The organism is Blautia sp. HCP3S3_D9 (assembly GCF_052063845.1).
GTDB lineage: Bacteria > Bacillota > Clostridia > Lachnospirales > Lachnospiraceae > Blautia_A.
This window is the reverse complement of record NZ_JBQHWS010000250.1, coordinates 1-1,828: the sequence shown is the minus strand read 5'-3', so window position 1 is coordinate 1,828 and position 1,828 is coordinate 1. Positions and strand designations below refer to the sequence as shown.

The following is a 1,828-nucleotide window of genomic DNA, read 5'->3' as shown; positions in this document are numbered from 1 at the left end:
AAGCATTCTGGTGATATGTCAAGAGAAATTTAAAATAGTTTTTGATATGTTTTTCCTAAAAAAGGGCGCACTTCACCGTCGCTCATTAATCATCTTTTTGAAAAATGAGCGCTATTCAGACTCAGTATTTAATTCGGCGTCCAGTTTTTCGCCGGTGTACAGTTGGTTTTTGACCAGCAAACCAAAAACGAGTCGTACGAATTTACGAGATGTAAGTGCGAGTGCTCTCTTGTGCTGATGTTTAGTTACTTCAGCATATTTTCTGGAATAAAATTCAGCATATTCAGGAACATACCTCCTGACGCTGTTTGCAGCTTCTCCAAAGTAATAACGGAGATAAGTATTTCCAGCTTTTGAAACACGGTTATCTTCGGAAACGAAGTCACCGGAATCATTTTTCAGCCATGTCAAACCTGCATATTTAGCAAGCGCATCTGATGAGTGAAATGCTGTTATATCGCCTATTTCTGATAAGATTCCAGCAGCCCATACAGGTCCGATTCCTGGAATAGACTTAAGGATGATAAAGGCATTTGGGTTCATTCCGTTGATGCATTTTTCAATTGCCTGATCGATCAGTTTGATTTCTTTCTGATAGGTCTGAATACAGTTAAATGAACTTGCCAAAGACACATTCAAGGGTTCATACATGCATTTATCTAACCGATAGGAATCTCTGGCAGCTTTTTTCAGAAGTTCAGAAGTCCTGGATATATCTGCAATACGGTTCCGGCTTTTGGCAGCCAGAAACTGGAGCAGTTCTTCTTCCGGAGAATCAATGATCTCCTGAAGGGACATAAACTCTGTAAGAACTGCGGATGATGTGGCACCGTAAATGTTACTGAATGGCTGGCTGTCATTATCCAGAAGCTGAAGCTCACTGAATTTCAGGTAAAGATTGGATACCATATAGGTTTTTTCTCTGGTAATACATTCAGCAAGATGAAGACGGTGGCGTGTAAGTCTTTTTAAGGCAAGGTACTGGCTGCCTCGCCAGGGTTCACATTTTTTTGTGCGGCCGACTCTTGCAAAATCTGAAATAAGGAAGGCATCCATGTGATCTGTCTTATCCATGCCAACATAGGATTTGCGGTAATTTGCAGTCATCTTTGGATTCAAACAGTACACATAGGGTTTATAAGGCATCAGGAGTTCACAGGATGACAGAAAGTTGGCTATATGGATGCTGTAAACAGATGTAGATTCCAGAGCCACAATAATGGTATTAAGATGCGGATGCTTTTGTATACAGGCAGCAATCTTTCCGGCAAGCTCATCAGCACCAGGCTGGTTGTTGCCGAAAGAAGCATCAATATATTTGTTTTCATCAAAATCCATGGCATAAACCACATTGGATTTTGAGCTTACATCAATACCAACGAACAAAGTGGACATATAGTTGATCTTGATCATGATATCACGCTCCTTTCCGATCTGGATTTGTGAAGCCTAAAGCAAAAGGTTTATCCGGGATATCATATGATGACCGCAGCCTCGCATAATGAGCATTCATCCAGTCAGCATTTTTTGCTGGTGCTAACGGCTGGAGATGCAACTTCTGTGTAAGCGGAATGTGTCATATGAGCCAGGCTGCATGCTTTCTGAGCAGTCTCGGACAAAGCCGGCTGAAAGGAGAAAAAGCAGTGCCTTCGGACATCAGACTCTGCTGATATCTTACCACAGGATAAACGATATGAAAATGTAACTATTGACTGTATAGATGGGAATGGGATGAGGGGAATACCTCTTAGATGTCCTTACCTCTATACCATAAAAAGAAATAAGTCTGTAAGTGATTTCTCTTGCTTACAAACTTATTATACGAGGA

The 1,828-nt window shown here is 41.1% G+C and carries 1 protein-coding gene; it reads right to left on the bottom strand.

Annotated features, from left to right (window positions below; genetic code table 11):
* Positions 1-111: 111 nt before the first annotated feature.
* Positions 112-1,413: an IS110 family transposase gene (locus tag ACTNES_RS20625; RefSeq protein WP_441040547.1), complete on the bottom strand. Its 1,302-nt coding sequence runs from the start codon at positions 1,411-1,413 to the stop codon at positions 112-114.
* Positions 1,414-1,828: the final 415 nt, after the last annotated feature.

What these genes read in the sequence shown, in the direction of transcription:
- ACTNES_RS20625 (WP_441040547.1), bottom strand. Translation starts at nt 1,413, where the DNA reads ATGATCAAGATCAACTATATGTCCACTTTGTTCGTTGGTATTGATGTA.